The sequence below is a fragment of the Ilumatobacter sp. genome (genome assembly GCF_049588435.1).
In the GTDB taxonomy this organism is placed as follows: domain Bacteria; phylum Actinomycetota; class Acidimicrobiia; order Acidimicrobiales; family Ilumatobacteraceae; genus Ilumatobacter_A.
In genome coordinates this window covers 1-6,301 of record NZ_JBAVYV010000002.1, presented here as the reverse complement: position 1 = coordinate 6,301, position 6,301 = coordinate 1, and the positions used below count along the sequence as shown (strand labels likewise).

At 67.6% G+C, this 6,301-nt stretch carries 6 protein-coding genes; all 6 read right to left on the bottom strand.

Features of this window, described 5'->3' with window-relative positions; translation table 11 throughout:
* Positions 1-43 precede the first annotated feature (43 nt).
* The 6 genes from WBV89_RS00035 to WBV89_RS00010 all read right to left on the bottom strand — a co-directional run bounded on the left by WBV89_RS00035 (position 44) and on the right by WBV89_RS00010 (position 6,154).
* Positions 44-1,093: an MFS transporter gene (locus WBV89_RS00035; protein WP_423979300.1), complete on the bottom strand. Its 1,050-nt coding sequence runs from the start codon at positions 1,091-1,093 to the stop codon at positions 44-46.
* Positions 1,094-1,162: 69 nt separating this feature from the next.
* Complete coding sequence (locus tag WBV89_RS00030; RefSeq protein WP_423979299.1) at positions 1,163-1,987, bottom strand: lysophospholipid acyltransferase family protein; 825 nt, start codon at positions 1,985-1,987, stop codon at positions 1,163-1,165.
* 60 nt (positions 1,988-2,047) lie between these two features.
* A complete protein-coding gene (locus WBV89_RS00025; RefSeq protein WP_423979298.1) occupies positions 2,048-3,061 on the bottom strand; it encodes a prenyltransferase in 1,014 nt (337 codons plus the stop codon).
* Positions 3,058-3,801 carry a class I SAM-dependent methyltransferase gene (locus WBV89_RS00020; protein ID WP_423979297.1) on the bottom strand — a complete coding sequence of 248 codons (744 nt, stop codon included), beginning with the start codon at positions 3,799-3,801 and terminating at the stop codon, positions 3,058-3,060. The genes WBV89_RS00025 and WBV89_RS00020 overlap by 4 nt, the downstream gene beginning before the upstream one ends.
* A gap of 31 nt (positions 3,802-3,832) precedes the next feature.
* Positions 3,833-5,140: a glycosyltransferase family 4 protein gene (locus WBV89_RS00015; protein WP_423979296.1), complete on the bottom strand. Its 1,308-nt coding sequence runs from the start codon at positions 5,138-5,140 to the stop codon at positions 3,833-3,835.
* A gap of 105 nt (positions 5,141-5,245) precedes the next feature.
* Positions 5,246-6,154 (bottom strand): aldose epimerase, encoded by a 909-nt coding sequence (locus WBV89_RS00010; RefSeq protein WP_423979295.1) that lies wholly within the window; start codon positions 6,152-6,154, stop codon positions 5,246-5,248.
* Positions 6,155-6,301 lie beyond the last annotated feature (147 nt).

Below are 6,301 nucleotides of genomic sequence, written 5' to 3'. Positions count from 1 at the left end.
GACCGGGGTCGGGGAGCGGGGATCGGGGTTTCGGGGTGCCGGGTCAGGGGCGGGTGAAGCGGGCGCGGTCGATGTAGATCATCAGGGAGCCGGCGATGCAGAGGATCACGGCGGCGGTGAGGCCCATTGCGACGAGTCGGTCGGCGGTGATGAACGCGCCGCCGAGGAGTGGCCCGAAGACCCGGCCGAGCGCCATCACCGCTTGGGCGTCTCCGGCGCGTTCCTCGGGGAAGCGGGACTTGGAGGCGAGCAGTCCGAACGCGGCCGGCATCCCCATGAAGAACACGAACCCCCATCCGATCACGGCGAACAGGAACACGGGTGTGGCGTGGACGGAGGGGAGCAGCACGGCCATCACGGCGGTCGCGAAATACCACACGCCAGCGGGTCCTCGACTCCCCGTCCAGCGCGCGGCGGGGACCGCGACCAGGGCATTCGCGCTGAACGCGAGCGAGACGGCGAACGGCGACAATCCGTTGAAGTCGGTCCCGATCGCAGCGGCGTAGACGTAGACCGACGAGCCACCCAGCGTCACCAACCCGAGAGCGAACAACATCACGATGCTCGCCCGCGTCGCGGCATGGCGCGTCCGGTGCGGGCGGAGGCGATCCTTCACGTCGACCTGGCCGGCGAAGATCACCGGTGAGACAGCGATCACCGCCAGGATGACGAACATCCAGCGCAGCCCGATCACTTCGATCAGGATGGTCAGCGCGGGTGGAAAACCGATGCCGACGAGCGGACCGATCACGGCGACGTCGCTCGTCTTGTCAGCGTCTCCGAACGCGTCCTGCCACGCGAACCACGCGGCCAGGCCGAGTGAGATCCCGCTCCCGAATCGGGCGACTCCGAGCAGGGTCAGATCCGGTGCGACGGCGGCGGCGAGGTTGGCGACCAACCCGAGCACGCACAGCGCGACGAACACCCAGCGGACCGGTCGCAGATGTCGCCCGGCGGTCCATGATCCGAGGACGAACCCTGCCAGTTGTGCGGTCGACACCCACCCGGCCGCTCCGAGCGAGACACCGAATTCATCGGCGATCGGTCGCAGCAGGAACGGGGTGGCGGTGAAGATCGCCGTACTCGTCGCGATCGCGGCGACGACGGCGGGTCGGACCGAGAGGGTCGCGGCCTGTTGCAGGCGGGCGGGGACCTGCAGGGGTCAGCTCTCGCCGGAGGAGTCCGGGTCGGGCTCGACCACGGACTCGGAATCGGGCTTGCGTGGTGGTTCGACCCAGCCGTGCTCGGCGCGCAGGTCGTCGCGGGCGTCGGAGATGAGCGCACGGACACGGTCGCGGAGTTCGGGGAGGTCCTTCTTGGTCAGCCCCGCGGTCGGAATCGGCTCGAGCACGCGGACCTCGGCGACCGCGCGCCCCTGGCGCCAGTCGTTCTTGCGGAGGCAGTCGCGCGTCCCGTGAACCGCCATCGGCAGGATCGGGTACTGACCCTCGATCGCGAGCTTGAAGGCACCGGCCGCGAAGGGGTTCAAGTCGCCGGTGTTCGACCGGCTGCCCTCGGGGAAGATCATCACCGAGACGTTGCACGAGAGACGCTCGCGGCATTCGTCGAGTGCGGCGACAGCGGACTTCTTCTCGCCGCGGACGAGCGGGATGTCCCGCGACAGGCGCATCATCCAGCCCATGAACGGGAGCTTCATGATCTCGACCTTCGACAGCCATTTCATCTCGGTCGGCAGGTGCGAGATGAGCAGCATGTCGACGAAGCTCTCGTGGTTGGCGACGACGACGTACGGGCGGCGCATGTCGTCGGGCAACGTCCCCGACGTGTGGAACGTCCACAGCGGGTTGAGCTTGGTCAACGGGACGACGACCTTGCGGAACGTGTAGCCGGCGGCGTACGCGCCCTTGTCGAACGGCATCGTCACCAGCCGGACGACCGCGACGACGGGGGTGAACAGGAGGACCGAGACGCCGAGAACGAACCAGCCCCAGATCGAGAGGACGGTCTGTACCGCTTTCGACTTCATCGCAGCGACTGTACCGAGCGGCGGGTGTGTCGCCGTCGCCGGCCGAGCGTGGACCGGCCGTCAGGGGAGGAAGAGTTTGCTGGCCTGGGTCGTGCCCGTGATGGCGTCGACGGCGAGGATCACTGCCGCCGCGGTGTAGCTCGTGTGCTCGTCGAACGGGAACAGCACGTGGTCGGGGTACACGATCCCGGTCCAGTAGGAACCGTCGTCGCGTCGATGGGTCCGGGTCCACTTCAAGAGGTCGGTCGCCGTCGACATGTCGCCGATCGCTGCGAACGCGAGCGCACACTCGGCGGTCTCGGACGCGGTCACCCACGGCTCGTCGCTCACGCAACGGATCCCGAGTCCCTCCATGACGAACGTGTCCCACCCGTCGGCCATGCGAGCCTTGGCTTCGTGGTCCCGCAGTGCGCCCGTGAGCACCGGGTAGTACCAGTCCATCGCCCAGCGCTTCTTCGGCTCGAACGCGTCGGGCCGGGTTCGCACGGCCGTGATCATCTCGTCGGCGGCCCGCAGCCAGTGCGGCTTGGGGTCGTTGAGAGCCTCAGCGAGGTGCGCTCCACACCGCAGCGCGTGCTGGATGCTCGAGGTGCCCGTCATCAGGGCGTAGTCCCACGGCCGATCATCGGGTTCGATCGCCCACAGCGCCAGACCGTCGGCACGACGCAACGACAGCACGAATTCCAGCGCCCGTTCGACGGTCGGCCACATGTTGTCGGCGAAGCCGCGGTCCCACGTGGAGCGCCAGTGATGCCACACCCCGGTGGCGACATAGGCGCACACGTTCGTGTCGAGCTTGCTGTCCTCGGTCGAACCGTCGTTGGCGTAGTAGTTGTGCCAACTCCCGTCGGGCCGCTGCACGTCGGCGAGCCACTCGTAGGCGTGCTCGGCCTCCTTGTGGAGTCCGGCGACGTCGAGGGCCATCGCGGTCTCGACGTGGTTCCACGGATCGCAGTGTCCACCCGGGAACCACGGGATCATCCCGTTGCCGAGCTGGAGCGACGCGAGGTGGTGCGCGGTCGTCTCGAGTTCGTCGGCGGTCATGACGCCGTCCAGATGTGGGATGGCGCTCACGAAGCGACTCGGTTGCGAGTTGCCTCGGGCTTGTGGCCGTAGAACACGATGCTCTTGCCGAGCACGGGCGACAGCATCTTGTCGGCGAGGCGGGTCGACGTCGGCTGCTCGACGATGTCCCATTCGAGGAACGAGCGGTACTTCTCGACCATCGGGTGATCGTCGTTGCGCGGTCCGACCGCGCACTTGAGCCACCAGTACGGCGAGTGCAGCGCATGGGCGCGATGGGTGCCGCGCAGTTCGAGGCCCGACGATCGGAGCTTGGCGGCCAGTTCGGTCTTCGAGTAGATCCGGACGTGTCCGCCGACGCTCTTGGGAGCGTGATACTCGTCCGACAGCATCCAGTTGATCTTCTCGGGCGCCCATGCCGGAACGGTCGCTGCGAACGTTCCTCCGGGCTTGAGCACGCGGACCATCTCGGAGATCGCGGTGACGTCGTCCTGGATGTGTTCGAGCACTTCGGACGTGATCACCTTGTCGAACGATGCATCGGCGAAGGGGAGCTTCGTGGCGTCGCCGCGCAGCACGCCCTTGAATCGCTCGATGTCGATCTCGCCCGAGTCGACCATCGCGCCGAGCGTTGCCCGGGTCTCGACGACCTCGTCGTGGGCGTAGTCGAGGGCGACGACATCGGCGCCGCGTCGGGCGCACTCGAAGACGTGGCGGCCGAAGCCGGCCCCGACGTCGAGGATGCGGTCCCGTGGTTGCAGGTCGAGGCGGTCGAAACGGATGGTCAGCATGGTGCGGCGGTCAACTCGTGTGGCGGTGTGATCAGAGCCGGTTGTTGCGTTGCAGCTTCGCCACATTCGCCGGCATGGACAGGACTTCGCGGTATTGGTCGACGGTCAGCTCGGCGCATCGGCGCCACGTCCATCGTTCGACGACGCGTTGTCGACCGGCGGCTCCGATCCGGGCGCGCAGTTCTGGATCGTCGAGGCCACGGGCGATCGCGATCGCGAGGGCGTCGCTGTCTCCGGCCGGGCACTGGAGCACGGTTTCACCGTCGACACCGGTCACCTCGGGGAGCGCTCCGCCGTCGGTCGCGACGAGCGGGGTGCCCGAGCACATCGCCTCGATCGCGGGGAGGCTGAATCCTTCGTAGAGGCTCGGCACGACCGCGAGTTCGGCTTCGGAGTAGAGCTCGACGATGCGTTCGTCGGACACGCCCGAGACGAACTCGATGTGTTCACGGAGGCCGAGTTCCTCGATCAACCGCATCGACTTGCCGGGCTTCGGCTTGCCGATGATCGTCAGCGTGACGTTGCGCTCGGTGCGCAGTTTCGCCATCGCTTCGAGGAGGTAGGTCAGCCCCTTGAGGGCGACGTCGGCGGATGCGGTCGTGATCAGGCGGCCCGGCGTGCGGGTGACCTCGGGGACCGGCTTGAACAGGTCGGGGTCGACGCCGACCGGAACGAGGCGCATGCGGTCGCGGCTGACACCCATGTCCTTGTGGATGTCGTCGATCGAGTTCTGGCTGACGACGACGATGCGCGGCATCTTCGACGCGACCTTGCCCTGCATCTTGACGAACGAGTACCAGCGGCCGACCGACCAGCGCTTGTAACGCGACCGGGGGTGGCTCATCTCGAGCTCGCGGTCCTTGGTGATCGGGTGGTGCAGGGTGACGATCGTCGGGATCTTCTCCTCGATCTTGAGGATCCCGTAGCCCAGGCACTGGTTGTCGTGGACGAGGTCGAACTCGTCGAGGCGCGTGCTCAATTCCTTCGCGGCACGAGCGGAGAAGGCGAGTGGCTCGGGGAACGTTCCGGTGAGGAATTGCGCCATCTCCATGAGGTCGTAGCGGTCGTTGATCTCCCAGTAGCCGGGCAGGCGACCGGGGAAGTGATCGTTGAACGTGTCGAGGCTGGGCAGTTTGTGGAGCTCGACCCGCTCGTCGAGGACCGGGTACGGCTGGCCACCGAACACCTCGACCGAGTGGCCGAGGTCGCAGAGCGCCTTGGTCAACTGGCGGGTGTAGACACCCTGCCCACCGACGTGGGGCTTGCCCCGGTACGTCAGGTATGCGATCTTCAACGGCGCACCCGGATCCAACACATTTCCTGACCCGTCTGCTGCCATCCGCACGAGGCTATCGGGCCCCGGTTACCAGTCGGTAGGTGTGACACGACCGTGTGGATCTCACTGGACGGCTCCCGGGGCTGGCAGCGGCGGAATGACGTCGGGTCACCAGGTGATGCTCATGGAGCGGCGGAGGGGGTGATCGGAGGTGGCGATCTCGGGGCGCAGGGTCGGGGCGTCGGGCGGCCCGGACTGCGGTTCGACGCAGGTGGCGTGCGACGGCTTGTCGTAGATCACCCAGTGATCGCAGTCCGGTGACGAGACGGTCACGACCGGCGCGACGCGGCGCTCGTAGTGCAGTTCGACGGGACGACGGTTGACGAAGCAGTCGTCCCACGGCGGCGGGAGCGGTCGGACCAGTTCGCCGGTCGGGATTCCGATCTCGTCGCGCACGTACATCGCGGTCGGAGCGAAATCGAGTCGGTCGGGCTTGACGAACCACGGATGCCATCCGATCGAGGCGGGGAACACCGTGTCCCCGTCCGGTTCGACGGCGAGTTCGAGTTCGAGGCGACGCGGTCCGAGCGTCAGGACCTGTCGAGCGAGGCCCGGGTACGGCCAAGCGAGCATTCCCTCGAGCGGACAGGACATCTCGATCCGATCGGCGGTGACCGAGACGGGGGTCCACGGACGAGTGAACGTCGTGCCGTGGATCGGGTGGGCGCGCCGGTCGTCGGCCGCGACCGGACCGCTCGTGGCGGGACGGGGCGGAACGATCGGCCCCCCGCCGGTTCCGGAGCCGTCGACGTGGTTCAGGTCGAGTCGGACGTCGTCGCCGAGGAACCGGAACCGACCGTGACGGATACGTCCCGCCCACGGCGCCATCGGGAACGACCCCCAACCGCTCGACGTCGAGCGGTTGCCGTCCTCGCCGGTGAGCAGGTCGACCGAATCCGGCTCGTCGGTGATCGTGATCTGACGGATTCGGCCGCCGGCCGCCACGTCGACCGTGACGGTGACGAGTGAGGATCCGTCGGGATCGGAACTGGTGAGGTGGATCGGCTCGATCGGCACGGATCGTCACCCTAGGTGAGCGGTGGATCCGTGGCGCCGAGCGTCAGCGCGGCGAGGGGACCGACGCGTCCTCGGTGTCCGCCGACTCGATCGGGTGAGCGACGGACACCGGGTCGTGGATCCGAACATCATGCGTGCGGTCGTCGG